Origin of the sequence: Pseudomonas sp. BF-RE-21 (assembly GCF_019947305.1) — a bacterium.
GTDB classification, from domain to species: Bacteria; Pseudomonadota; Gammaproteobacteria; order Pseudomonadales; family Pseudomonadaceae; genus Aquipseudomonas; species Aquipseudomonas migulae.
This window is the reverse complement of record NZ_JAGYGF010000003.1, coordinates 56,945-80,475: the sequence shown is the minus strand read 5'-3', so window position 1 is coordinate 80,475 and position 23,531 is coordinate 56,945. Positions and strand designations below refer to the sequence as shown.

Annotated in this window: 23 protein-coding genes; 18 read left to right on the top strand and 5 right to left on the bottom strand. The window is 57.9% G+C overall.

The annotated features are described in order from the left end of the window. Positions 1-45 precede the first annotated feature (45 nt). The 8 genes from KGB25_RS03545 to KGB25_RS03510 all read left to right on the top strand — a co-directional run bounded on the left by KGB25_RS03545 (position 46) and on the right by KGB25_RS03510 (position 8,624). Entirely contained in the window at positions 46-315 is a 270-nt protein-coding gene (locus KGB25_RS03545; protein WP_223434237.1) for a DUF5676 family membrane protein, read from the top strand. Positions 316-340: 25 nt separating this feature from the next. After that, positions 341-2,524, top strand: coding sequence for a heavy metal translocating P-type ATPase (locus KGB25_RS03540; protein ID WP_223434236.1), 2,184 nt, complete (start codon positions 341-343; stop codon positions 2,522-2,524). Continuing rightward, positions 2,521-2,739, top strand: coding sequence for a hypothetical protein (locus tag KGB25_RS03535; protein WP_223434235.1), 219 nt, complete (start codon positions 2,521-2,523; stop codon positions 2,737-2,739). Before KGB25_RS03540 ends, KGB25_RS03535 begins: the two co-directional genes overlap by 4 nt. 156 nt (positions 2,740-2,895) lie before the next feature. Further along, on the top strand, positions 2,896-3,210 hold the full coding sequence (locus tag KGB25_RS30370; RefSeq protein ID WP_317850738.1) for a DUF2933 domain-containing protein: 315 nt from the start codon (positions 2,896-2,898) through the stop codon (positions 3,208-3,210). A 14-nt stretch (positions 3,211-3,224) separates the two neighbouring features. Further along, complete coding sequence (locus KGB25_RS03525) at positions 3,225-3,776, top strand: hypothetical protein (RefSeq protein ID WP_223434234.1); 552 nt, start codon at positions 3,225-3,227, stop codon at positions 3,774-3,776. A 69-nt stretch (positions 3,777-3,845) separates the two neighbouring features. Continuing rightward, positions 3,846-4,094 carry a hypothetical protein gene (locus KGB25_RS03520; protein ID WP_223434233.1) on the top strand — a complete coding sequence of 83 codons (249 nt, stop codon included), beginning with the start codon at positions 3,846-3,848 and terminating at the stop codon, positions 4,092-4,094. Positions 4,095-4,554: 460 nt separating this feature from the next. Next, positions 4,555-6,648: an ATP-dependent nuclease gene (locus KGB25_RS03515; protein ID WP_223434232.1), complete on the top strand. Its 2,094-nt coding sequence runs from the start codon at positions 4,555-4,557 to the stop codon at positions 6,646-6,648. Further along, positions 6,648-8,624: a UvrD-helicase domain-containing protein gene (locus KGB25_RS03510; protein WP_223434231.1), complete on the top strand. Its 1,977-nt coding sequence runs from the start codon at positions 6,648-6,650 to the stop codon at positions 8,622-8,624. The genes KGB25_RS03515 and KGB25_RS03510 overlap by 1 nt, the downstream gene beginning before the upstream one ends. Before the next feature lie 270 nt (positions 8,625-8,894). On the opposite strand, the gene KGB25_RS03505 is transcribed toward KGB25_RS03510, so the two are convergent. From KGB25_RS03505 to KGB25_RS03495, 3 genes are all read right to left on the bottom strand, one after another. Beyond that, positions 8,895-9,371, bottom strand: a complete 477-nt coding sequence (locus KGB25_RS03505; protein WP_223434230.1) for an antitoxin Xre/MbcA/ParS toxin-binding domain-containing protein — start codon at positions 9,369-9,371, stop codon at positions 8,895-8,897. A gap of 800 nt (positions 9,372-10,171) precedes the next feature. Beyond that, positions 10,172-10,672 (bottom strand): cupin domain-containing protein, encoded by a 501-nt coding sequence (locus KGB25_RS03500; protein ID WP_008026405.1) that lies wholly within the window; start codon positions 10,670-10,672, stop codon positions 10,172-10,174. Positions 10,673-10,740: 68 nt separating this feature from the next. Continuing rightward, positions 10,741-11,247: a transporter suffix domain-containing protein gene (locus KGB25_RS03495; RefSeq protein WP_008041543.1), complete on the bottom strand. Its 507-nt coding sequence runs from the start codon at positions 11,245-11,247 to the stop codon at positions 10,741-10,743. Between the two features lie 104 nt (positions 11,248-11,351). Here KGB25_RS03495 and KGB25_RS03490 point away from each other — a divergent pair, with 104 nt between their 5' ends. The 3 genes from KGB25_RS03490 to KGB25_RS03480 are packed head-to-tail and all read left to right on the top strand — an operon-like array spanning position 11,352 to position 15,035. Further along, the gene (locus KGB25_RS03490) at positions 11,352-12,869 is read left to right on the top strand and encodes an efflux transporter outer membrane subunit (protein ID WP_192227201.1); all 1,518 of its coding nucleotides are present in this window, start codon (positions 11,352-11,354) and stop codon (positions 12,867-12,869) included. Beyond that, the gene (locus tag KGB25_RS03485) at positions 12,866-14,020 is read left to right on the top strand and encodes an HlyD family secretion protein (RefSeq protein ID WP_223434229.1); all 1,155 of its coding nucleotides are present in this window, start codon (positions 12,866-12,868) and stop codon (positions 14,018-14,020) included. Before KGB25_RS03490 ends, KGB25_RS03485 begins: the two co-directional genes overlap by 4 nt. Further along, positions 14,010-15,035, top strand: coding sequence for a DUF2955 domain-containing protein (locus tag KGB25_RS03480; protein ID WP_223434228.1), 1,026 nt, complete (start codon positions 14,010-14,012; stop codon positions 15,033-15,035). Before KGB25_RS03485 ends, KGB25_RS03480 begins: the two co-directional genes overlap by 11 nt. Here KGB25_RS03480 and KGB25_RS03475 read toward each other — a convergent pair. After that, positions 15,020-15,472 (bottom strand): YMGG-like glycine zipper-containing protein, encoded by a 453-nt coding sequence (locus KGB25_RS03475; RefSeq protein ID WP_008026410.1) that lies wholly within the window; start codon positions 15,470-15,472, stop codon positions 15,020-15,022. The two genes, KGB25_RS03480 and KGB25_RS03475, sit on opposite strands and share 16 nt — an antisense overlap. A gap of 275 nt (positions 15,473-15,747) precedes the next feature. Here KGB25_RS03475 and KGB25_RS03470 point away from each other — a divergent pair, with 275 nt between their 5' ends. From KGB25_RS03470 to KGB25_RS03445, 6 genes are all read left to right on the top strand, one after another. Further along, positions 15,748-16,524 (top strand): ABC transporter substrate-binding protein, encoded by a 777-nt coding sequence (locus KGB25_RS03470; RefSeq protein ID WP_008026411.1) that lies wholly within the window; start codon positions 15,748-15,750, stop codon positions 16,522-16,524. A 92-nt stretch (positions 16,525-16,616) separates the two neighbouring features. Next, entirely contained in the window at positions 16,617-17,306 is a 690-nt protein-coding gene (locus KGB25_RS03465; protein WP_008041551.1) for an ABC transporter permease, read from the top strand. A 13-nt stretch (positions 17,307-17,319) separates the two neighbouring features. Further along, entirely contained in the window at positions 17,320-18,018 is a 699-nt protein-coding gene (locus KGB25_RS03460; protein WP_008026413.1) for an ABC transporter permease, read from the top strand. A gap of 9 nt (positions 18,019-18,027) precedes the next feature. Then, complete coding sequence (locus KGB25_RS03455; RefSeq protein ID WP_192416381.1) at positions 18,028-19,140, top strand: succinylglutamate desuccinylase/aspartoacylase family protein; 1,113 nt, start codon at positions 18,028-18,030, stop codon at positions 19,138-19,140. Positions 19,141-19,158: 18 nt separating this feature from the next. Beyond that, positions 19,159-19,923, top strand: coding sequence for an ABC transporter ATP-binding protein (locus tag KGB25_RS03450; RefSeq protein WP_207284309.1), 765 nt, complete (start codon positions 19,159-19,161; stop codon positions 19,921-19,923). A 120-nt stretch (positions 19,924-20,043) separates the two neighbouring features. After that, on the top strand, positions 20,044-20,964 hold the full coding sequence (locus KGB25_RS03445; RefSeq protein WP_008041565.1) for a MurR/RpiR family transcriptional regulator: 921 nt from the start codon (positions 20,044-20,046) through the stop codon (positions 20,962-20,964). A 12-nt stretch (positions 20,965-20,976) separates the two neighbouring features. Here the strand turns inward: KGB25_RS03445 and KGB25_RS03440 are convergent, their stop codons facing one another. Further along, the gene (locus KGB25_RS03440) at positions 20,977-21,897 is read right to left on the bottom strand and encodes a helix-turn-helix domain-containing protein (RefSeq protein WP_223434227.1); all 921 of its coding nucleotides are present in this window, start codon (positions 21,895-21,897) and stop codon (positions 20,977-20,979) included. Positions 21,898-22,058: 161 nt separating this feature from the next. On the opposite strand from KGB25_RS03440, the gene KGB25_RS03435 reads away from it, so the two are divergent. Then, a complete protein-coding gene (locus KGB25_RS03435; RefSeq protein WP_008026421.1) occupies positions 22,059-23,417 on the top strand; it encodes a glutamine synthetase family protein in 1,359 nt (452 codons plus the stop codon). Positions 23,418-23,531 lie beyond the last annotated feature (114 nt).

The following is a 23,531-nucleotide window of genomic DNA, read 5'->3' as shown; positions in this document are numbered from 1 at the left end:
TCCCAACACCCCTACAGGCGCCCCTCCAAGCTCAGGAAAAAAGCCATGAACGCTCCCTGGAAAACTGGCATTTCTCTGGCTCTGACCATGGCCGTTTCCTACACCATCTGTGCGCTGTTCTATGCGCTATGGCCGGCGCAGGGTATCGCTTTTCTCAGCGCTTTGTTCCATGGACTTGACTTTGGTCGCCTTCAAGCTCCCCAAGACTACTGTGTGGCGACTTTCGTCGGGCCACTGCTGGTCTTGAGTGTATGGGGCGCGATGGTCGGCACCTTGTTTGCCTGGCTGTCCGCCAAGCTCCATGGCAGGCCTTGATAGCCGCTTCGAGTAGGAGGCAGCGATGGACGAATCACACATGCAGCACAGCCAACATCCGCAGGCAGTTGCATCAGGAAAAATGGCGAAAGATCCGATCTGCGGGATGATGGTAGATAAGACCACAGCGTTGTCACGAGAACGTGGCGGGCGCAGCTATTACTTTTGCAGCGATACCTGCCTGCGCACCTTCGAGTCGCCAGAAAGTGAACTGAAGGCGATGAAAACTCGCGTCACCATCGCCCTGACTGGAGTACTGGCTTTGGCGCTGCTGCGTGCAGGCGCCTTCATCGCGCTGGCCGCGGGTGCCACATTGCTGACTTGGGTACCGATCCCGGCGCTCCCTTGGTTCACATGGGGTATATGGCTATTCCTGCTGGTAACACCGGTGCAGTTCATCGGTGGTTGGAGTTTCTATAAAGGGGCGTGGAACGCCATTCGCACCCGTAACATCAACATGGATTTTTTGATCGCCCTCGGCACGTCAGTCGCCTATTTCTACAGTGTCGCGGTGTTGTTTTTCCCGGATGTCCTCCCGGTCAAGGTGGCCGAGCGCGACGTCTATTTCGAAGTGTCGGCTGTGATCATCGCCTTCGTACTGCTGGGTAGGTACATGGAGGAGATCATCAAGAAAAAGTCTTCGGCCGCAGTACGGCGCTTACTTGATCTCAAACCGGCGATCGCGCATGTGATTCGTGATGGGCAAGAGGTCGACCTGCCCGCTGAAAACGTCATGGCCGGCGAGTTTCTGGTAGTCAAGCCTGGCGAAAAAATCCCCACTGATGGCGATGTCAGTGAAGGTCAGTCAACGGTAGATGAGTCCATGCTGACGGGCGAGTCGATGCCGGTCGACAAACACCCGGGCAGTCCGGTGATCGGAGGTACGCTCAATGGCAGTGGTGTGCTCACTTTCAAGGCGAGCAGGATCGGTGCCGATACCGCACTGGCGCAGATCATCAAGATGGTCGAAGAAGCACAGACCAGTACGGCACAGATCCAGCGGTTGGCCGATCAGGTCACGGGTTACTTTGTTCCAGTAGTGGTAACGGTCGCACTGCTGGCCCTGCTGGGCTGGTCTCTCGCGGGGAACTTTCCGCAGGGGCTATTGGCCTTTATCGCGGTTTTGATCATTTCCTGCCCCTGCGCCCTGGGCGTGGCGACACCCGCCGCGTTAATGGTCGGTGTTGGCAAGGGGGCCGATAACGGCATCCTTATCCGCGGCGGCGAAGTTTTGGAGCGGGCAGAAAAACTGAGTACGGTGGTGTTCGACAAAACCGGCACGATTACCCGAGGCGAACCCAACGTAACCGATGTGATCCCGCTAGGCGCAGCGTCGGAACACGAGGTCTTGATGCTCGCCGCCCCCGTGGAGTCCGGTTCAGAACATCCGCTCGGCGCAGCGATAGTGCGCGCCGCCCGGCATCGCGGCATCAGCCTGCCGAAAGCGATCGGCATCAATGGGGTCGCCGGACACGGCATCGTAGGCAGTATCGACAGTCGCAAAATCTGGCTGGGCAACCGGCGTTTATTCGCCCGCCAAGGTATTTCGACCGAGGCTGCCGAGGAGCACCTCATCGGCCTGGAAGCCGATGGCAAGACCGCTATGCTGGTCGGGGTCGACGACCGCTTGCTCGGGGTAATTGCTGTGGCCGATACCATAAAACCTGAAGCGGCTGAAGCCGTTGCGGCATTGCAGGCAAGCGGCATCAAGGTCGTGCTACTGAGCGGCGACAACCACCGTACTGCCGAAGCGGTCGCTCGGCAGGTCGGCATCGAGCGAGTGATTGCCGAGGTCTTGCCGGACGACAAGGCCGCAGTTATCCGTCAATTGCAAAGCGAAGGGCAGGTCGTGGCCATGGTTGGCGATGGTGTCAACGATGCGCCTGCCCTGGCCACCGCTGACATCGGCATCGCCATTGGCTCGGGTTCCGATGTAGCCAAGGAAACCGGCGGCATTATCCTGCTCAAGAACGACGTACGCGACGTGGTCACCGCGATTAAGCTGTCGCGCGCAACGATGGTCAAGATCAAACAAAACCTGTTCTGGGCATTCATCTACAACAGTATCGGCATTCCAATCGCGGCCTTCGGACTGCTTAATCCCATCATCGCTGCCGCCGCGATGGCACTCAGCTCCCTGTCGGTAATCGCCAATTCCGCGATGCTGAAACGTGCCCGTATCGGCTTGAGTCAGGAGGCTAAATCATGAACCGCGTAGTTTTAATTATCTGCCTCCTGGTGAGTGTTGTGGGCATCAACACCGTGCTTTACCTGTTGGGGCTGACCGGAAAATCGTTTGTCATAGCAGCGATTTTCCTGCTGTGCCCGGTCTTGGTCGGAGTGCAACTTTTCCGCGGCGTCCGCCAATTTGATAAGGACATGACCGAGGCTAATCGGCATCTGAAAAGGAAGAATCTGCCTTGATACTTTATGCGACTTACCACCCTAAATTCCCGACGCATTGGACAGGTAAACTGATGCTGTGGCTCGCTATGCTCACACCTGCGATAGCGCTTCAGCTGAATTGGAAGTGGCCTTGCGTTATAGCCGTCCCTCCCGTTCCCTCCAAGGAGTGCCATCATGAATCAACATAACTTGCCCCAACACCGCGCAAGGGGGACCAACTGGTACTTTTTAGGCTTCCTTGCCATCGCCGGTTATTTCCTGTTCACCGAGCACAGGGCTCACGTCCTTCCATATCTGCCATTCCTGCTACTACTGGCCTGTCCACTGATGCACTTTTTCATGCACCGTGGGCATGGCGGACATGAACACGGTGAAAGTGGTGAACATGACAATTGCTGTGGCCATCAGCACACCAGCGCTCGCAACAGCCAAGAGGAGCACGATGGTCTACCCGATAATCAGACGAAATATCCCGATCGCCCTGCATGACGGATTCGTCGTATATGCGTAATGCCAACAAGCAAAGCGATCCTGACTGCCTGGGGAGCGTTGCATTGAACCTGTTCGATCTGATGAAACTGTGGGAGCCGACGTTTTCGCCGGAACAGGCCAAGGTCCACCTGGCCGGGTACAACGGCGAGGACCATCCGCTCGACGTGTTCATACAGGGAGGCTTCGACGTATGGCCGCGTCGGCAAAGCAACCGCAATTTTAAGCTGCCCTACGTGGTTTCGCTGATTCAGGCGGGCAGTCCAACCCGCTGGTTGTTTGCGGGTCTGTTTCGGACAATGGATTGTGTCGAAAGAGACGGCCCGACTGACTACATCTACACCCTGGAGCGTGTGCCGGCGGCAGAGGAGTGGGTAGGGCGGCTGTATCTGAGCAGCAGCTACACCAAACGTAACTCCTACCCGTACGGTAAAAACCCGGATGGCGACTTGACAGTGACTGAGCTGCTGGCCGAACGCCTCAGCATTGGGCATTTCCCCGGCTTCAAAAAGGTCAACCTGACCAAAAGCCAACTCGATGTCGTAGTGCAGCAGAACGTTGATTAGTGGCGCTCAGCCCTTTCGAGCGTCAAGGGCATCTACCTCATCACTGATACCCATACCGGCAAGCTCTACGTGGGCAAGGACGACGGGGAGACCAATATTTGGGGGCGCTGGTGTATGTATTCGACGACCAGCCATGGCCGCAACGTTGCGCTCAAGCGGGAGTTTGGCATTGATGCTCCGTCGGAACGTGATAAGGATCTGCGATTCTCATTGCTGGAGATCGCAGACCTGCACGCGATGCCGGGGGAAATTGATGCGCGCGAGAGCCATTGGAAGGAAATCCTGTTGACCAGGACGCACGGCTACAACCTCAACTAGTCGTCATCAATGCGTAGTGGTAATGGCATAGACTTGCCCACCCCATTGCATTACACCTGACCAGTCATTTGTATCGGATATGATCAGCTCGACTCGCGGTCTTGAGCGGAAGAGAACGACCTAGGCAGTGGCGACAGGCGGTGGCTGGACTGCGGCATTTTAATACAGACACGGCAAGACATTACTTTATGAAGTTACCGCTGGCTTTGAAAATGTAAAAAAACCCGTTCCAGTAGCTCCCTCCGAGGATAATTTACAGTCGCTGTCGACGCTTAGCCGGTCCCAAGAGGCTAAACCCTTGGTTCCCGCACTCACAGCCATCTGACGATCCGTTTACCCCCAGTGACAGATGATGGGCGCTAGATGTAGCGCATCGCCCGAGTCTGTGGCATACAGCCATTAACATTGCGCTCGGCCAGGAAGCCAGAGGCCGATAGAAGCCAGGTTGAGGGAGAAGTGGATGTACATTTCAGCGCTGTCGATCCAGAATTTCCGCCAGTTTGGCGAGCTGACTCCAGGCTTTGTCATCCACTTCAATGAGGGCGTCACTGCGCTTGTAGGGGAGAATGATGCCGGCAAGACAGCGGTAATCGACGCCATCCGGCATGTCCTGCAGACCCGTGACTCCGACTTTCTGCGCCTAGAAATCGAAGACTTCCACGTCACGAGCAACGGTGAGCCTGCGACCGACATCACCCTGGTTTGCACATTGTCGGGACTATCCTCATTAGAGCTCGGTGCCTTTGCTGAGCACGTAACGTTCTCTCGCGGGGAAGGGGTGCTCCATGTGCACTGGTCAGCACGTCGACTCGCGATGCCGACAGCGTCACGACGCTGGGTAGATATCCAAGTTCGTTGTGGCGAGCGCGGAGAAGGGCCCTCACTGGACGTCGGTGTACGCCAGTTGCTGGCGACCGCTTACTTGAAGCCTTTGCGTGATGCTGAGCGGGAGATGTCACCGGGCCGTAACTCCCGATTGTCTCAAGTTCTGTCCAGCTTTCCGGGGATTGAAACCGGTGCGTCCTATGTCGATACCGCCCCGCCGGCGTCAACAGCTGAGGCCTCTGACCTGAGCATCGCCGGCATGGGCGATTACATGCGAGAGCTCGTCAGAGGACATGAAGCCATCAAGGTTGCCCAGGCGACGATCAATGACCGATACCTAGAGCCTCTCTCGCTGGCTGGGCAGCCGCTTCATAGCCATCTTGGCTTCGGCGATTCCGGAAGTGACACCGCAAAGCTCAAGCTAATCCTTGAGCGGCTCGAATTGGGACTGCTGGACAAGAGTGCAGGTCTTGCGAAGGGCAGTTACGGCCTGGGCTCAAACAACCTGCTGTTCATGGCCTGCGAGCTCCTCCTGCTTGGTAAGGAGCCGGACGGGCTTCCGCTACTGTTGATCGAAGAGCCAGAAGCGCATCTTCACCCGCAGCGCCAGCTCAGGCTGATGGAGTTTCTGGTGAGCTCATCCCAGCCTGTAGCCCAGGTCCAGAGGCAAGAGCAAGAGCAAGAGCCAGCGCAGACACGACCCGTGCAGGTGATTCTTACCACGCATAGCCCCAACCTGAGCTCTAAGATTGCCCTGGAAAACCTGGTACTTATTCAAGGCCAGCGCGCGTTCTCCATGGCGCAGGAGCGCACCAAGCTATCCGCTGATGACTATCGTTTCCTGAGCCGTTTCCTGGATGCCACCAAAGCCAGTCTGTTCTTCGCGAAGGGGCTGCTCATCGTTGAAGGGGATGCCGAGGCGATACTTATGCCGGCGTTGGCTCGACTGCTTGAGCGTGACCTGACAAAGCACGGCGTCTCGATCGTCAACGTGGGTGGAGTCGGCTTGCGTCGCTATGCGCACATCATGCAGCGCGCTGATGTCTCCGAAGGCGAAATCCAGATTCCAACCGCCTGCATCACCGATATGGATGTAATGCCTGATTGCGCGCCGGCAATCATGGGTCTGAATCCGAACAAGCTCAAAGCCAATGGCAAGCCGGCCCCTCGTCGATGGAGGATGCTGAGCGACTTTGGTGATTCAGATGCGGAACGAGAGCCGAGGCTAGCGGCTCATAGAGAAAAACGTTCACGTGGTGATGGTCAGAATGTAAAAACCTTCGTGGCTAATCATTGGACGCTCGAATACGACTTAGCTGTAGAGGGACTCATGGAATGGGTGCATCGTGCCGCCACGTTGGCCTTACATGACGTGAAGATCAATGAGCGCAAGTTGACGCGCGAGAAAGTCCTTGAGAAGGCGAGCAAGGCACTGACGGCACTCAAGGATCGCTATCCCTCCGATGAAGAACGAGCCACTGAGATTTACCGTCTTGTGGATTCCGGCTCCAAGTCGATCACTGCTCAACACTTGGTCGACCTGCTGGAGACGGCATTTGATGAGGGTGAACTCGACCAGGCGAGCTTGCGTGCAGCGCTGCCGACATATGTGGTTGAAGCAATAGAGTTTGCAACTGGAAGCCCAATTCTTTCTCAGACACCAGAGCCACCTGCTGAGCCCGCTACTACATCCCCTCCACAGGCAGTTGAAGCGGGGGAGCTCGCGTAATGCGCCTCCAAGATCTTGTTCCGCCAGTCACGGATGCAGACATCGAATGGGTTAGCGTACTCATGTCATTGCGTGACCTGGATGAGTCGCGGAGGGATTTTCTCAAGCGTCTCGATACGCTCGATGTCGCAGCGTGCCCAGGAAGTGGCAAGACCACCTTGGTGGTTGCCAAACTTGCCATTCTTGGACGTCACTGGCGTAGCCGTACGCAGGGGATCTGCGTGCTGTCTCACACCAATGCGGCCCGTGAAGAGATCGAGAGTCGGCTGGGTGCCACAGAGGTTGGCCAAAGGCTGCTGCGTTACCCGCACTTCATCGACACCATCCATGGTTTCGTCATGCGGTTCCTGGCGTCGCCTTGGCTACGATCGAATGGCTATCCGCTTGTGATGGTCGATGACGAGGCGACCGGGCGTGCCAGGGGAAGGGCGTTGGGCAAAGACCGCTGGAGTGTGGAGTATTTTCTCGAACAAAAAGAAAAAACGCTCGCTGATCTTCGGCTACCCTCGGTTGATTTTTCTGCTCCGCTTCAAGGTAAGCACTATATTTGTTCACCAGATGCGCCGACACACGGGAAGCTTTGCAGAGCCATGGGCGCTGCCGCCTCGGAAGGCTACTTTTGCTATGACGAGGTTTTTACGCTTGGCCAGGCCATGATCGAGCAAGAACCTAATGTCGCTCACTCGCTGCAAGCTCGGTTTCCCTGCGTGCTCATCGACGAGATGCAAGACACGGATGTGACGCAGAATCGCCTCTTGAATCACGTTTTTCCGCGCGATGCCGCGAATACAGTAGTGGTGAGGGTAGGGGATCCCAATCAACAGATATTTGAGGGCGACAGCGAGTCCGATGGCGCCTTTCCTCATGGTCGGACGATTGATATCTCTACTAGTTTTCGATTCGACCAAGCAATTGCCTCCCTTGCGAACCACTTCGCAGTCGCTCCAATTGCTGGAGGGTTGATCGGTCGGGGAAGGGCGGGAGATGGCTGTCCAAACACAATCTTTGTCTTCCCTGACGACAATGCAAGGGGTGTCCTCGGCGCATTTGCCAATTTGGTGTCTCGGTGTATACCCGTTGCGGAGCGCAAGGATGGGGTGCATGCAATCGGCGCAGTGCATCGGCTGAAGGACTACAAGTTCGAGCAATATCCAAAGGCCCTGGAGCATTATTGGAGCGCCTACCGCTCTGATTCTAGTACCTCTAGATATGCACCCGAGACGTTCGTTGAGGGTGTTCGTACGGCGAGGGCACATCTGGCCATTAGCGGTCACGCGCACGAAAGCGTCGAGATGATTGCCAAGTGTCTGCTTCATCTCGCCGAACGTTCTGGGTTAAGAAAACCTGTCCAGATCAGGACAAGGCTTCACCGCTACATAGAGCGAAACTTGGCGTCTAACACGAATCTTCTGAAGGCCTACCAACGATGTATCTATCTATATTTGTTCTACTCGCATCCGCTGAGAGAGGAGCGGTGGGTTCGTAGGCATGCCATGCTGCTTAGGCGCTTTATTGCAGAACTGCATCCTGGTGAGGCCATATCAAACAACCCCGAGGTAGATGCCTACCTGGCGTGGACAGAACCAAGGGACACGGTCGATGTCGAGGTACCACGTAAAACTATCAACACCTACCGATCCGAGGAGGGTGGAGGCGACCCCGTCGACGTTCAGCTGGCGTCCATGCACTCTGTCAAGGGCAAGACTCATTCGGCGACCCTGATTGTGGAAACGTTCAGTGGACAGCGCTTCCTGGAAATGATGCTGCCTTGGCTGGAGGGTAAGCCTCAGGTGAAGAAAGAGCACAAAGTGACTTACCGGAAGAACAGGATGCTCATGTACGTTGGTATGACCAGGCCAACGCACCTGCTGTGCTTGGCTATTCGAAGCAGCGCGCTGGGCGAAAGGGAAGTGAGAGCTGTGCGAAAAGCAGCGCTGGAGGCGCAAGGGTGGGTGGTCAATGAGCTCAATATGTAAGCGTTAGTCGTATGGCGCGGCTCCCTTGAGGCTCGCACGGACGCCACCATACTACTGCTACACGCAACGAAGCGATCTCTCCACGGTTTGACCTGTCAGCCAAGATAAGCCGGCATACACCATCGTGAGTGATCATAGTGAAGATGTGCAGACGCTCGTTTTGCTTGTCAAAGAGGTGTTGTGCAATATCCGGGTCTGACAGTTATCGGATATTGCAAACATAACATACCTCTTTACATCGAACTATTATGTAGTCAGGTCCCTACAGCATCAGATAACGCCCCCCCATTCTAATGTTTGAAGCACACGACGAACCTGCTGGCCTCCGATTTCGGTTACACAGACCATAATCGGCTCCTCACCGCCGAGGGCTTTGTTCGGTTTTGACATCCAGCACGCGGCGATAACTCTGCTCTCGAAGACCTCTTCGGCTAATCGGCAGACAACTGCGATTCGATCTATTCGTTCAGAAGCGGTACGGTCGAGAGGCTTTTGGTCACGCCAACGTCGTCGGAGCGTTGAGATTGACGCACTGAGGAGGGTCTCCAAGCTGCGTTCCTTAAGGTCAAAAGTAAGACGAACCGCCTGGAAAAGCTGAGCGGATAACCCAGCTTTTATCTGTAGCAGACGCTCCGACTCCTTGAGCAAGTCGAGATTAGCGCTGAAATCCCAAAATGCGGTGATCGAGTCAGCACGGACCTTTTCTTTCTTGCTTGCCTGACGCTGAGCAGTCTTTAAGGCGTTCATCACTGGTCGCTTTAGGCCAATTGGGGTTCATCCAACGCAGACAGTTAAATAGCATTGCGTAGCGCCATCTGCATCCACAAGGGAAACACCCTGTCGGTGAGTTTGCTTGGATTCAGAGGGAGCCATCCGCTTCGCCTCTTCCTCGAATTGCTCTTTCGGTGACAGGGGGGGCGGCGGGAGTGAGCCTGTCTTGTGTCTCCAGGGGGAGGCTTCACGCCCGCGAATCCCAGAGCAAGTGAACCCACCTTATTGCTCAAAATTTACTGTGTCAACATTCTGGGCATCGCCAAAATAGCTGTGTCGACTGTGGCGGCAAGCGGTCGAGTAATAAGCTTTCCATGAGGAATCAACGCCCGTCACGGCCCTTACCTAGGGCTTGTTAGGAAGCAAATACAGATTTGGACGCCGAAAAATGGGCAGCAGTATTGCCGCGCTTCGCATGAGCGTATGGGTCGTGGTATTGGCGGACAGCGCGGGCGTCTGACAGAGAATTTCTATATATGTGGCAACGAGGTGATGGTCGCCTTAAGGCTGATCCTTCCGAATTCAACCAAAGATTTACTAGACGCTCTGTGACACACGGCAGGAACTAAAATTTCATTTTCGAAGCAATGGTCAAAAATCTACAAATTAGTTCGCGAAAACTCTAATAATTAGTTCGGAGAGCTTTCGCTGAGAGGCCCTTGGAAGAAGTTCCACCCAGACACATCATTTAACATAATATACATTACACGTAACAATGTGTTTCGGGATCAGCCCGGTTGCACGCAGATTTTGAAGCACTGATTCCCCCTCGATCCTCAATCTCTCGTCAGTTGCTCAATCAACCCTCCATGCTCTGGAAATTCCTCACTGAGCTTTTTCCTGTCGCCCATTTCCATGTCCGCAAAATGAAACTCTGGTGTTACCGCTTCACTGATCAAACCGAATCCCGTCGATCCCTTCATCAACCGCGAAGCTTTCCAGATGCCACCTGGTACATGCAGCTGCAAACATTCTCCGGCCAAAACGTCGCTGCCCATCACGACAGTTTTTAATGTGCCGTCCGGGAAAATCAGGCTGTACTCAATGGCGTCGCCCAGGTGGTAGTAATGCATGATGTCGGATCGGTTCAGGTGAAACTGGCCGACGGGCGAATCTGTGGTCAACAGGTAATAGATGGAGCTCATCGTGTAACGTGGACCACCAATCGTCTCGACCAAAGGCTGTTGATCAGCCTGATAGGTTCTTCGGTAGTAACCACCCTCGACATGCGGTTCAAGATTAAGCGCGGTCACGAGTGCTTCACTGTTTAGCTGCAATGGCTGCTCCGAATGCCATGATGGCAAATAGCTATACTAAATAGCCCTTTAGTTAAGTTAATCAATAATCACACTGCACTGGTGTTCACCACTCGCGCGGTTCGAATGAACAATGCACGCACTTTTTCCCAGAAGTTTCCCCCCAGTACAAAAAAGCTGCCGATCAACATCAAGTCGCCCAACGCCTGGAGCTGCCAGATGTTTGGCCTGAGTCCGGGCCAGATACTGTCTACGTAGGGTTCCAGAAATGCCGAAATCAGCGGCAGACAAAACATCACGACACCGATCCAATGACGCCATGGCCCAACTTCGGTGTCGGTTGCCGGTGCCAGTTTAGACACGTAGCCAAATACAGTGCTTTTAAGCTGCTGAAACCCCGCCTTGCCCATGACAGCAATGACGATAATCAACAGCACTTTGTTACTGATAAACAGGACGCCGGTCAGCGCGGCGATCTTGGAACCCGGCATGTCGGTTGCCGCCATGATCGGCACCAACAGCCAGGAGCCGAGCATCAGACAAATGATCGCGATGCCCAGTTTGAATCGCCATCCAGCGGTATGGGGTGCATTCATGGCTGTCGTACCTGTTAAAAGGGTCAGATGTTTGGACAGCTTAGCAGTCAGTTGATCATTTGGACGTCTATGCTCCTGTGAACTTCCTTGGCTGGAAAACATGCATGCATCTGACGCGATCGGGACAACTGTTGCTGCTGGGTGTGCTCGGCTTGAGTGGCTGCGTACGTCTGGGGCCGGATTTTCAGTCGCCGAAGCCCACGTGGATCGAGCACTGGAGCTCCCCTGCCCTTGAGCAATCCAGTCAACGCAGCCTGAACCCGGATTTGCGTCAGTGGTGGCAAGTCTTCGGTGATCCCGTCCTCGATCGTCTGATTGCCGAAGCGGATACGAACAATTCGGATCTGAAAATCGCTGGTCTACGGGTCATGGAGGCTCGTGCGCAATTGGGGATTGCCCAAAGCGGACGCTATCCGCAACTGCAGCAAGCCAGCGCCGACAGTCTGTACTTCAACCGCCGACAATCCGGCGGGAACAATCCTCAGGACAGCCATTTCTGGCAGCACAGTGCCGGGTTCGACATTGGCTGGGAGCTGGACTTCTGGGGGCGTTTCAGCCGAGCGATCGAGTCGGCCGATGCCAGTTACTTCGCCGCCCATGCCAACTATGAAGACGTGCTCGTGCTGCTGCGCGCGCAGCTGGCGGATACGTACTTCTTGTTGCGCACCACCGAGGCACGCTTGCGGGTTGCAAGGGAAAACGCCAAACAGCAAAAGCGTAATTTCGAGATCACCGAAAAGCTGTTCAACAGCGGCCAACAAGCCGAGCTCGACTTGCAGCAAGCCAGAACCCAATACCTGGGCACCCTGAGCACCATCCCCAGCTTCGAGGATCAGTTGCTGCGCACGCGTAATGCGTTGGCGGTGTTGATTGGCCAGCCGCCCGGTGCGCTACCGCAACTGATCGACAATGAAGGACTGATCCCGCTGGTCGACCGCGCCGTGCTGCAGGACGTCCCGGCCAATCTGCTGCTGCGACGCCCCGATGTACGCGCCGCCGAACTGAATGTCGCGGCCCAGTCGGCCTTGATCGGTGTCGCCGAAAGCGATTTCTACCCGTCGCTGACCTTGTTGGGCAGCATCGTCTGGTCGGCCGACACGCTCAATGGCACCTCGAGAAGTCTGGACCTGATCGGTGGCCCCAGCCTGCGCTGGAACCTGTTCGACCATGGCCAGATCAGCAACAACGTGCGCGTGCAGGATGCGCGGTTGCAGCAGTTGATCGAGGCTTACCGCGACAAGGTTCGCCAAGCGGCTCGCGAGGCAGATGACGCCGCCAATGGGCTGATCAAATCCCTGGAGCGCGAAAGCATCCTGCGTGAGGCTGAAGTCGCCGCCAAACGTTCGTTGGTGCTGGCGAGCGCCCAGTATCGCGAAGGCTATTCCGACTTTCAGCGGGTGCTGGACGCGCAACGCGCATTGCTGGAGCAACAGGACAATTACCTGGTCAGCCGCAGCAATGCCGTGAGCAATGTGATCGCGCTGTATAAGGCGCTGGGCGGAGGTTGGTACAGCGCCCAGCCGATCGTTGATCCGGCCACCCGCCAGGACATGAAAAAACGCACGGACTGGGGCGATTTACTGGATGAGCCCGCAGCCGCCAAAAAAGGTAACGGACCATGAGTGATGTCGCGCAACCCTCCCCTGAGGCGCCCTCCTCCAAGGCGCCCTCCTCCAAGGCGCCGGAACCGCCTGCCGACCCGGCGAAAAAAGGGCTCAAGTGGGTGCTGCTGTTGATCCTCCTGAGCCTGGCCTGGTATCTGTTGGCCGACCGATACACGCCTTATACGCAACAGGCTCGGGTCGGTGCTTTCGTCATTCCGGTGGCCGCGGAAGTGGCCGGTCGGGTCATTCGCGTCAACGTGCGCAACAATCAGGACGTGAAGGCGGGAGACGTGCTGTTCGAGGTCGATCCTCAGCCTTATCAGATCGCCGTCGACCGTGCGCGCGCAGACCTTGAGTCGACACGTCGCCAGATCGGCGCCAGTACCGCCGGCATTGCCTCGGCCCAGGCCAATTTGCGCGCCGCGCAAGCCAACGAACTCAAGGCTCGCCAGGACAATCAGCGCCTTGAGGGTTTGTACCGCGACGACCCCGGGACCATTTCCGTGCGCCTGCTCGAAGTGTCTCGGGCCAACCGCGAACAAGCGGTCAGCCAGGTCGCCGCTGCGCGTGCCGAAGTCCAGCGCGCGCGTGAGCAGGAAGGTGGCAGCGAGGAAGAGAACGCCTTGCTGCGCAGCGCAGCCACCGCGTTGTCGAAAGCCGAACTGGATCTGGCCAATACGCAGATTCGTGCGCGGTCGGCCGGGTTGATCACCGACCTGCGCACTGATGCCGGGCAGTTCGCTGCCGTTGGCACTCCGGTGATGACACTGATCGCGATCCACGATGTCTGGATCAGCGCGGACATGACCGAAAACAACCTCGGCCGGGTCCGGGTCGATACGCCGGTGGCAATCGTTCTGGATGCGCTGCCGGGCGAGGTGTTCGAGGGGCGCGTGCGCAGTGTCGGTTACGGCGTCAGTGTCGGTCAGACGCCGCCACCCGGTACGTTGCCCACTGTGCAGAACAGCCGTGACTGGCTGCGCCCGGCGCAACGCTTTCCGGTGATCATCGAGTTTTCCGAAGCATCGATGGCCAAACTGCAAGACAGTCGCGCCATTCGTACCGGCGGTCAGGCTGAAGTCATGGCGTTCCCCACCGAGGGCAATCCGTTGAATCCACTCGGCCGCTTGTTTGTGGGCCTGATGAGCTGGCTGTCGTATGCCTACTGAGCGCACGCCCCGGGAGCAGCGCGCATTGCGCCTGGCCACCGGCACCGCGATGTGTCTGGCGGCCAGTTTCGGTTTGGGATTGCCGATTCCGTTCATCGCGCCGGTGCTGGCGTTGTTGCTACTCGCCAGCGTCAATCGTCCGCTGCCGTTTAAGGCTGGACTGGCGCTCGCGCTGATCGCAATGCTGACCACCGGCGTCGGCCTATTGCTGATTCCGATCCTGCGTTATTACCCGGTCAGCGGCGTACTGTTGATCGGCGTGTGCCTGTTTCTGGTGTTTCGTTTTGGGCTGCGCGGCGGCAACAATTTGATCGTCACTTTCCTGGTGATCGGCCTGACCATGATTTCCTCGGCCGGCGTCGCCGAGTTCGACCTCGCGGCGACGGTCATCGGGGCGCTGGTCAAAGGATTGCTGCTGGCCGTGATGGTGGTCGGGCTGAGTCATTGGCTGTTTCCTGAACCTGCCAACGCACCGTCGCCGCCGGTCGCGCCGCCGATGCCGGCCGAAGAAGTCAGTCGCGTGGCGCTGCGTGCAACCCTGATTGTGCTGCCGGCGTTTTTACTGGCATTGATCGATCCGGCAAGCTATCTGCCGATCATCCTGAAGGCGGTCGGCCTGGGTCAGCAGAGTTCCACCACAGCCCGCAACGCCGGTCGCGAACTGGTCGGTTCGACCCTGCTCGCCGGTGTGTTGGCGGTGCTGTTCTGGAGTGCACTCAGCCTGTTTGTGCACCTCTGGATGTTTTTTCTGTGGATGCTGCTGTTCGGTCTGATCATTGCGCGCAAGCTCTACGCGCTGAGCCCGACACGTTTAAGCCCGGGGTTCTGGCTCAACAGCCTGATCACGATGATCATTCTGCTGGGCCAGTCAGTGCAGGACAGCATCGCAGGCAAGGACGTCTACACCGCATTCGCCGTGCGCATGGGACTGTTCATTCTGGTGACGCTGTATGCCTGCCTGATGGTGTATCTGCTGGATCAGCGACCGCCAAAACACGCTCAGGGATTGACCTGATACCCCTTTCCTTGCAGGCAACTGGTATAGGCCGTCGAGCTGGTCGAAGCGGCGGTTTTCTGCTGCGCCCGGCGCTCCTGGCGTTGACGCGAGCCACCGACTACCGCGCCTGCCGCTGCCGTCTCTTTGGCGCGATTCTGCCGATAATCCTGCTTTACATCGTCATCGACGCGGTCATAAAACTCGTCGTGCTGGCGCCCGCGAACCTGAGCTCCAGCGGCTCCTGCAGCGGCACCGACCGCCGCGCCTTTCAGGCGGCCACCGGATGTTGGCTGCGTCGATGAACTCTGACTGGCGGCCACGTTGTGGCACTCATTGATGTCCAGCTGTGTCTGTTGCGAGTTCTGCCCTTTCATCGGCACAACCGTTTCTGCCCGACTCTGAGTAGCGACAACCGACAGCGCGAGACACAGGCCTATGCAAGACAACCTGTTCATGAAAACCTCCTGGCATTTTTCTCAGCCATCAAGAGTGTAGATCACCCCCGCTCCCCCTCCTCCGACGGGTGACTGACGGCCCTCACTACACACCGGCTTCGGGTCATGCACGTCGAGAATTTGTGTGTCCTGTGCTGATATGTTTATTTTCACACTGTTGCAATATGAAATAAAACGTGTCAATTATAGCTGCACACATTTCAGGGACTGCGACATCGCCAGATCGGACGGCTTCTACCCGGACCACCCAAACGCCCCTTCAAGGAGTCAACAAAATGAACAAAAGAGCACTTCTAGGCGCCATGGCACTGTGCGCAACAAGCTTCCTGGCGCATGCCGACGAAGACAGCCTGCGTATCGGTATCGAAGCCGCTTACCCTCCCTTCTCCTTCAAGACACCGGAGGGCAACGTCAGCGGTTTCGACTACGACATCGGCAATGCCCTGTGCGAAGAAATGAAGATCAAATGCGAGTGGGTCATCCAGGAATTCGACGGCATGATCCCGTCACTCAAGGTGCGCAAGATCGACGCCGTGCTGTCGTCGATGTCGATTACCGAAGACCGGATGAAGTCGGTCGACTTCAGCAAAAAGTACTACCACACGCCGGGCAAGTTCGCGATGAAGGCCGGCAACGTGATCAACGACCCGCTGATTGATCTCAAAGGCAAGAAAGTCGGCGTGCAACGCGCCTCGACTTACGACCGTTTCGCCACCGAACAACTGGCGGAACGCGGGATCGAGGTGGTGCGCTATTCCTCGCAGAATGAGGCGTTCCTGGACCTGGCGTCGGGCCGTCTGGACGCGACGCTGGCCGACATCGTCAACACCAATGAAAGCTTTATCAAAACCGCGGCGGGCAAGGATTTCGCCCTGGTGGGGCCGGACATCAACGACCCGAAATATTTCGGTCGGGGCGCCGGGATCGCGGTGCGTAAAGGTGACAGTGCCAACGTTGCCCGCCTGAGTGCCGCCATTGACGCCATCCGCGAAAATGGCAAGTACCAGCAAGTGATGAGCAAGTACTTCGCGTTCGATATCTACGGCGAATAAGCCTTCACCCGCCACTCTGGCGCCGGCCCCTGGGCAGGCGTCGCTTTGGGCTTGTTTGCGCGCCTCACCGCGCTCGCTTGAGGAACTTCATCATGCTTCACGGCTACGGATCGAGCATTCTCGATGGCGCCTGGCTGACCGTTAACCTGGCCCTGACTTCCATGGCCATGGCGATAGCATTGGGTCTGCTGGGAGCGGCCTTTCGTTTGTCGCCACTGAAATGGCTGGCGATGCTGGGCGAAAGTTATACCACCCTGATTCGGGGCATTCCCGACCTGGTGTTGATCCTGCTGATTTTCTACGGCGGCCAGGATCTGGTGAACCGCGTCGCTCTTGCGCTCGGTTACACCCGCTATATCGATATCAATCCCTTTATCGCCGGTGTCTGCACCATGGGTTTCATTTTTGGTGCCTACCTGTCGGAAACCTTTCGCGGTGCCTTTATGGCGATCCCTAAAGGCCAGGCCGAGGCTGGAGCCGCTTATGGCATGAGGGGCACGCAAGTGTTCTGGCGAATTCTGGTGCCGCAGATGATTCGTTTCGCCCTTCCCGGCTTCACCAACAACTGGCTGGTGCTGACCAAATCCACCGCGCTGATATCGGTCATCGGCTTGCAGGACATGATGTTCAAAGCCAAGAACGCTGCGGACGCCACCCACCAGCCGTTTACCTTTTTTCTCGCGGTAGCGGCGCTCTATCTGATGCTGACCAGCCTGTCATTGCTGGTGCTGCGCTATCTGGAAAAACACTACTCGGTCGGCATCAAAGCCGCCGAACTGTGATGGGGAGCAACCAATGATGCTCGACTACAACCTGATCTGGGAAAACCTGCCGCTGTATTTCAACGGCATCCTGGTGACGCTGAAAGTGCTGCTGATTTCCCTGGCCTTCGGCCTGGTCCTGGCCGTTCCGCTGGCGTTGATGCGGGTGTCTCGATCGCCGCTGATCAACTTTCCGGCCTGGCTTTACACCTACGTGATCCGCGGCACGCCCATGCTGGTGCAGTTGTTCCTGATCTATTACGGCCTGGCGCAGTTCGAATCGGTACGCCAAAGCGCGCTCTGGCCCTACCTGTCCAGTGCCACCTTTTGCGCGTGCCTGGCCTTCGCGATCAACACCAGTGCCTACAGCGCAGAGTTACTGGCCGGCAGTTTGAAGGCCACGGCACATGGCGAGATCGAAGCGGCCAAAGCCATGGGCATGTCGCGCGTGACGTTGTACCGCCGCATTCTGCTGCCGTCGGCCTTGCGCCGGGCGCTGCCGCAGTACAGCAACGAAGTGCTGATGATGCTGCAAACCACCAGCCTGGCGTCGATCGTCACGCTGGTGGATATCACCGGGGCCGCGCGAACAGTCAGTTCGCGGTTCTACCTGCCGTTCGAGGCGTTCATCACTGCCGGCCTTATCTACCTGGCCCTGACCTTCATCCTGGTTCGTCTGTTCAAGTTGGCCGAGCGCCGCTGGCTGGCATACCTGGCACCGCGCAAGCATTAAGGAGCTGTTATGGAGCACATTGAATACCTGTTGCCGTGGAGTGCTTCGGGCACCGAGCGGCGCCTGTCACTGTTTCGCTTTGGCAGCGGGCCGCGCAAGGCTTACATCCAGGCCTCCCTGCATGCCGACGAGTTGCCGGGGATGCGCGTGGCGGTGGAACTCAAACGTCGTCTGCGAGTGCTGGAAGAGCAAGGTCGCCTGAACGGGGTCGTCGAGTTGGTGCCGATGTCCAACCCCATCGGCATCGCCCAGATGTTCCAGGCGACCCATCAAGGTCGCTTCGAGTTCTCCAGCGGCAAGAATTTCAATCGTGATTTTCCCGAGTTGACCGAAGCCGTGGCCGCATTGGTGAAAGGCCAACTGGGCGCCGACGCCGACGTCAACACCGCGCTGATCCGTCGTGCCATGGCCGATGTCCTCGCCGACATACCGCCAGCCACTTCGGAACTCGATGGCCTGCGTCGCCTGCTGTTGCGGCATGCGTGTGACGCCGACGTGGTGCTGGACCTGCACTGCGACTTCGAGTCGATCATGCTGCTTTATGCCATGCCACAACACTGGCCACGCTTGCGCTCATTGGCCGCACGCCTGGGCGCCGGTGCCGCCCTGCTGGCCGAAGATGCTGGCGGCAGCGCCTTCGATGAAGCCTGTGCGATTCCTTGGTTACGCCTGGCCGAGCTGTTTCCCGAAGCGGCCATCCCGATGGCGTGCGTGGCCACGACCATCGAATTGCGTGGCATGGCCGACACCGAGCGCGAGCAATGTGTCGACAGCGCCGAGGCCATTCTCGGCTATCTCGCCGAACAAGGCCTGATCAGCGGTGACTGGCCCCAGGCCCCGATATCCGCTTGTGAAGCAACGCCATTCGCCGGGACGCAATACGCCTACGCGCCGCACCCTGGTGTGGTGAGTTTCCTGCAACCGCTGGGCGCCCGGGTCAAGGTTGGCGATCCACTGTTTGAAGTGCTTGACCCGCTGAACGATCGCCACAGCATCGTGCGCGCCAGCACCGACGGCATCCTTTATGCCCGCGAACGTCTGCGTTTTGCCCAACCCGGTTTGTGGCTGGCCAAAGTCGCCGGCACCCGCCTGATTCGCCAGGGCCGCTTACTCAGCGACTGACACCAGAGAGTGAACAGAATGTACAAACTTGAAATCCAGAATCTGCACAAAAGCTACGGCGCCCACGAAGTGCTCAAGGGCGTATCCCTGGAAGCGAAAGCGGGCGACGTCATCAGCATCATCGGTTCCAGCGGCTCAGGCAAAAGCACCTTCCTGCGCTGCATCAACCTGCTGGAACAGCCGAACGCGGGCAACATCGTGCTCAATGGCGAGCAGCTCAAACTGGTGAACAACAAACTCGGCGGCCTGAAGGCTGCCGAACCCCGGCAGTTGCAGCGCATGCGTTCGCGACTGTCGATGGTGTTTCAGCACTTCAATCTCTGGTCGCACATGAGTGCCCTTGAAAACGTCATGGAAGCCCCGGTGCATGTGCAGGGGCTGGGCAAGAAAGAAGCGCGGGAAAAGGCCGAGCATTACTTGAACAAAGTCGGCGTGGCGCACCGCATGAACGCGTGGCCGGCGCATATGTCGGGTGGCGAGCAGCAGCGCGTGGCGATAGCGCGTGCGCTGGCCATGGAACCGGAAGTGATGCTGTTCGATGAACCGACGTCGGCACTCGACCCCGAGCTGGTCGGCGAAGTGCTGAAGGTCATGCAGGACCTCGCTCAGGAAGGCCGCACCATGGTGGTGGTGACCCACGAAATGGGTTTTGCCCGGGAAGTCTCCAATCAACTGGTGTTCCTGCATAAGGGCTTGGTCGAAGAGCGCGGTGACCCACGTGAGGTGCTGGTAAAACCACAGTCCGAACGGCTGCAACAGTTTTTGGCCGGCAGCTTGAAGTAATCCGCGCGTTTGCGTCACCGACCCTCGCCCTTGCGCTGCACGTCGAGGGTCGGCTTCGGATACACTCGCGCCAACCTCATGCCAGGCCTTCTCTAATTCTCAGGAAATGTTGAGCCGGATATGCCGACCCCATCGAAAGACACCACGGTCTATGCCGCGCCGGTCATGCGCAAACTGGCGGAAACCGTCTCCGAGTTGCCGCCGTCATTGCGCAAAGTGGCCGACTTCATTCTGCGCCACCCGCTGAAGGCGGCGACGCTGACCATTGAAGAGATGGCTCACGTCACGTCCACCTCACCCGCAGCGGTAAACCGCCTGGCCAAAGCCCTGAACCTCGGCGGCTACACCGGCATGAAGGCCGAGCTGGTGGCGACGTTGCAGCAAATGGTCTCGCCCGTCGACAAGCTGCGCAACGAACTGGCGCATCGCCCCGACGGCGCGTTTGGGCTGCAGGAACAAATCCAGAGCGCCACCAGTAACCTGGCGACGGCGGCGACCAACAACCATGAAGACACGTTTGAAGCGTTCGTCACCAGCCTGATCAACGCACGCAAAATCTACATTCTTGGGTTTGGCAACAGCGTCTATTTTGCCGGCCTCGCCGCCTCGACGCTGATGCCGTTCTGTGCGGACGCCACCGCTATCAGCATGGAGGGCGGTAACGAGAACGCCGCTTACCGTCTGGCCGCCATTACCGACCAGGACGTCTTGCTGGCGATTGCCCTGCCGCGTTACTCGCTCGACACCCTGCAACTCGCCCGTTTCGCCCATGAACGCGGGGCCAAGGTGCTGGCAATCACCGATTCGCCTGCATCGCCGCTAACCAGCGTTGCCGATCACGTTCTGTTCGCCCCGGCCGATCACCCGGTCATGACCAGTTCCAACATCGCCGTACTCGCCTTGATCGAAGGGTTGGTCGCAGGGGTGATGGCGCGCAACAAGGAAGCCGTCAAACTGGCGACCGAGCTGACCGAAAGCGTCATGGCTTACCTGCACATCCCCGGCAGCACTAAATCGCCCAAAGCCACCAAGCCACGCTGAGCAGTGGTCGGCTCAGCGGCTTGATGCCCGACCGGTTTTGCGTGCGAGGGTCTGACTGGGAAGCTCTTTGAACAACGCTCGGTAGCTGCTGGAAAACCGCCCCAAATGCCAGAACGACCACTGCATCGCCACTTCGGCCACGGTGGTTTCCATAGGCGAGCGATTCAGCAGTTCGCGGTGGGCGCTGTTGAGTCGGCGCAGACGCAGCCAATGGGTCGGCGTCATGCCGGTGTACGCCTTGAACGCGTGCTGCAACTGACGCAATGACACCCCGGCAACCCGGGAAAGCTCCAGCAGGTTCAGGGTTTCTTCCGGGGAATCGGCCGCCCATTCACCAATGCGCTTCATCACCGCCCGCTCTTCAGCGCGGCGCTGCAAACCGCCGCGATCCAGGCAGACCGAGGCGTTGTCGAGGATGTACAGGCAGTCTTCCAGCAACTGCTGGGTCAAGGCGTCTTTGCTCGGCGGATCGAGGGTTTGCGCCAACCGGGTCAAGGTCCCGCTGAGCCAGCGGCTGAACAGCGCGTTCTGCCCCGAATTCAGCGGCGCCATGAACAAACCTTCGAGCCTGGCGACATTCAGACCGTGACGCTGAACGAACTCCGGCCCGAACACCACGGCGATTTCCTGGTAGTTCTCCGGCGTGATCCAGATGTTGCGGCTTTCTTCATTCAGCACGTACAGCGCGTTGTCACTGCGATCGAAACAGAACGCCAGTGCACCCTCGGGCGCGCTGAAATTCTGCTCGACCCGGGTGTTCATGTGTTCCTCGTAAATCTCTACGCCCTGCAGGTCGAGGTAACGCACCCGCCCGGCGAAATGCCCTGGCGACATCTGCTGGTAATGCTGGACCCAACCGGGTGTGGCGCGGATTTGCTCGGCGACATCGGCGGTATCGAACGCTTGGACCTGTAATGGATTGCACGCTGTCATGGGTGACCTTACGCACTCGTTTGGTGCGTTTTGGTGCTGCTGAAAGTGGATAGATGGAACGTCAAGGCTCGCCCAAGATAGTCGTCAACGCGTCCCAGGGGAAGTGTGTGGCGGATGAAACCACCCTCCCCGGCGTTAATAAAACCAATAACGAGGTCTTTATGAATGTCCCTTTCGATCAGCTGCTCACGTGGCTGAAAGATCACAAGATTACCGAAGTCGAGTGTGTCGTCAGCGACCTGACCGGCATTGCACGCGGCAAAATTGCGCCCACCAACAAGTTCCTGCATGAGCGAGGCATGCGCCTGCCGGAAAGTGTGCTGTTGCAAACGGTAACCGGGGACTTTGTCGACGACGACATCTATTACGACCTGCTCGACCCGGCCGACATCGACATGGTGTGCAAGCCGGTTTCCGATGCGGTGTACGTGATCCCATGGGCCATCGAGCCCACCGCAATCGTGATTCACGACACCTTCGACAAGTTCGGCAACCCGATTGAACTGTCGCCGCGCAACGTGCTGAAGAAAGTCTTGCAGTTGTACACCGACAAAGGCTGGAAGCCGATTGTCGCGCCGGAAATGGAGTTTTACCTGACCCAGCGCTGCGAAGACCCGGACTTGCCGCTCAAGGCGCCGATGGGCCGTTCGGGCCGTGCGGAAAGTGGGCGTCAGTCGTTTTCCATCGACGCCGCCAACGAATTCGACCCGCTGTTTGAAGACGTCTACGACTGGTGCGAATTGCAAGGCCTGGACCTCGACACGCTGATCCACGAAGACGGCCCGGCGCAGATGGAAATCAACTTCCGTCATGGCGACGCGCTGGACCTGGCCGACCAGATCACGGTGTTCAAACGCACCATGCGTGAAGCCGCGCTCAAGCACAATGTTGCGGCGACGTTCATGGCCAAGCCGATTGGCGACGAGCCGGGCAGCGCCATGCACATTCATCAGAGTGTGGTGGACATCGCCACCGGCCAGCCGATCTTCGCCAATGCGGACGGGCAGATGAGCGAGCTGTTCCTGCATTACATCGGCGGCCTGCAGAAATACATCCCCAAAGTGCTGCCGATGTTCGCGCCCAACGTGAACTCGTTCCGCCGTTTCCTGCCGGACACCTCGGCGCCGGTGAACGTTGAATGGGGCGAAGAAAACCGCACCGTGGGCCTGCGTGTGCCGACCTCCAGCCCCGAGGCGATGCGCGTGGAAAACCGCTTGCCCGGCGCCGATGCCAACCCGTATCTGGCCATCGCCGCCAGCCTGCTGTGCGGTTACCTCGGCATGGTCGAACGCATCGAGCCGAGCGCTGCGGTACAGGGCCGGGCCTACGAACGACGGAACCTGCGCCTGCCGATCACCATCGAAGACGCGCTGACGCAGATGGAAGAATGCGAAACCATCGAGCGTTATCTGGGCAGCAAGTTTGTCCGCGGTTATGTCGCGGTCAAGCGGGCGGAGCACGAGAACTTCAAGCGCGTGATCAGCTCGTGGGAGCGGGAGTTTTTGCTTCTTAGTGTCTGAAAACCACACGTCATATGAGATCACGCTGCCCCTGTAGGAGCCAGCTTGCTGGCGATAGCGCTGTGTCAAGCGTCATCAATGTTGCTTGATGCGCCGCCATCGCCGGCAAGCCGG

Excerpts from the sequence above, each read along its gene's own strand:
- KGB25_RS03475 (WP_008026410.1), bottom strand. The coding sequence starts at position 15,472 with ATGAACAGGTTGTCTTGCATAGGCCTGTGTCTCGCGCTGTCGGTTGTC.
- KGB25_RS03450 (WP_207284309.1), top strand. The coding sequence starts at position 19,159 with ATGTACAAACTTGAAATCCAGAATCTGCACAAAAGCTACGGCGCCCAC.
- KGB25_RS03480 (WP_223434228.1), top strand. The coding sequence starts at position 14,010 with ATGCCTACTGAGCGCACGCCCCGGGAGCAGCGCGCATTGCGCCTGGCC.
- KGB25_RS03495 (WP_008041543.1), bottom strand. The coding sequence starts at position 11,247 with ATGAATGCACCCCATACCGCTGGATGGCGATTCAAACTGGGCATCGCG.
- KGB25_RS03465 (WP_008041551.1), top strand. The coding sequence starts at position 16,617 with ATGCTTCACGGCTACGGATCGAGCATTCTCGATGGCGCCTGGCTGACC.
- KGB25_RS03515 (WP_223434232.1), top strand. The coding sequence starts at position 4,555 with ATGTACATTTCAGCGCTGTCGATCCAGAATTTCCGCCAGTTTGGCGAG.
- KGB25_RS03455 (WP_192416381.1), top strand. The coding sequence starts at position 18,028 with ATGGAGCACATTGAATACCTGTTGCCGTGGAGTGCTTCGGGCACCGAG.
- KGB25_RS03470 (WP_008026411.1), top strand. The coding sequence starts at position 15,748 with ATGAACAAAAGAGCACTTCTAGGCGCCATGGCACTGTGCGCAACAAGC.
- KGB25_RS03435 (WP_008026421.1), top strand. The coding sequence starts at position 22,059 with ATGAATGTCCCTTTCGATCAGCTGCTCACGTGGCTGAAAGATCACAAG.
- KGB25_RS03535 (WP_223434235.1), top strand. The coding sequence starts at position 2,521 with ATGAACCGCGTAGTTTTAATTATCTGCCTCCTGGTGAGTGTTGTGGGC.
- KGB25_RS03505 (WP_223434230.1), bottom strand. The coding sequence starts at position 9,371 with ATGAACGCCTTAAAGACTGCTCAGCGTCAGGCAAGCAAGAAAGAAAAG.
- KGB25_RS03440 (WP_223434227.1), bottom strand. The coding sequence starts at position 21,897 with ATGACAGCGTGCAATCCATTACAGGTCCAAGCGTTCGATACCGCCGAT.
- KGB25_RS03445 (WP_008041565.1), top strand. The coding sequence starts at position 20,044 with ATGCCGACCCCATCGAAAGACACCACGGTCTATGCCGCGCCGGTCATG.
- KGB25_RS03545 (WP_223434237.1), top strand. The coding sequence starts at position 46 with ATGAACGCTCCCTGGAAAACTGGCATTTCTCTGGCTCTGACCATGGCC.
- KGB25_RS03510 (WP_223434231.1), top strand. The coding sequence starts at position 6,648 with ATGCGCCTCCAAGATCTTGTTCCGCCAGTCACGGATGCAGACATCGAA.
- KGB25_RS30370 (WP_317850738.1), top strand. The coding sequence starts at position 2,896 with ATGAATCAACATAACTTGCCCCAACACCGCGCAAGGGGGACCAACTGG.
- KGB25_RS03525 (WP_223434234.1), top strand. The coding sequence starts at position 3,225 with ATGCGTAATGCCAACAAGCAAAGCGATCCTGACTGCCTGGGGAGCGTT.
- KGB25_RS03485 (WP_223434229.1), top strand. The coding sequence starts at position 12,866 with ATGAGTGATGTCGCGCAACCCTCCCCTGAGGCGCCCTCCTCCAAGGCG.
- KGB25_RS03540 (WP_223434236.1), top strand. The coding sequence starts at position 341 with ATGGACGAATCACACATGCAGCACAGCCAACATCCGCAGGCAGTTGCA.
- KGB25_RS03460 (WP_008026413.1), top strand. The coding sequence starts at position 17,320 with ATGATGCTCGACTACAACCTGATCTGGGAAAACCTGCCGCTGTATTTC.
- KGB25_RS03490 (WP_192227201.1), top strand. The coding sequence starts at position 11,352 with ATGCATCTGACGCGATCGGGACAACTGTTGCTGCTGGGTGTGCTCGGC.